Origin of the sequence: Streptomyces sp. BE303, from assembly GCF_036290945.1 — a bacterium.
In the GTDB taxonomy this organism is placed as follows: Bacteria; Actinomycetota; Actinomycetes; order Streptomycetales; family Streptomycetaceae; genus Kitasatospora.
Genome location: NZ_JAQYWZ010000281.1, coordinates 1 through 283, shown reverse-complemented (window position 1 = coordinate 283; position 283 = coordinate 1). Strand labels below are relative to the sequence as shown.

The following is a 283-nucleotide window of genomic DNA, read 5'->3' as shown; positions in this document are numbered from 1 at the left end:
TGGGTTCGTCGAAGGCGATGACTTTGGCGTCGCCGGTGAGGGCGCGCAGGATTTCGACGAGTTGGCGTTGGGCGGGGGTGAGCTGGGAGCCGAGGAGGTCGGGGTCGAGGACTTTGTCGAAGCCGAGGCGTTTGAGGTCGGTGGTGATGCGGCGGCGTAGTTCGGTGCGGTCGAGGCGTCGGCCGGTTTTGCGGGGGAGGGAGCCGGCGTAGACGTTCTCGGCGACGGAGACGTGGGGGATGATCTCGGGTTCCTGGGGGATGATGCGGATCCCGGCGGTTCG

At 67.5% G+C, this 283-nt stretch carries 1 protein-coding gene; it reads right to left on the bottom strand.

Features of this window, described 5'->3' with window-relative positions; translation table 11 throughout:
- Window positions 1–283 (bottom strand): ATP-binding cassette domain-containing protein (locus PUR56_RS02265; RefSeq protein ID WP_329947622.1); only part of this gene is annotated, 283 nt, incomplete at both ends.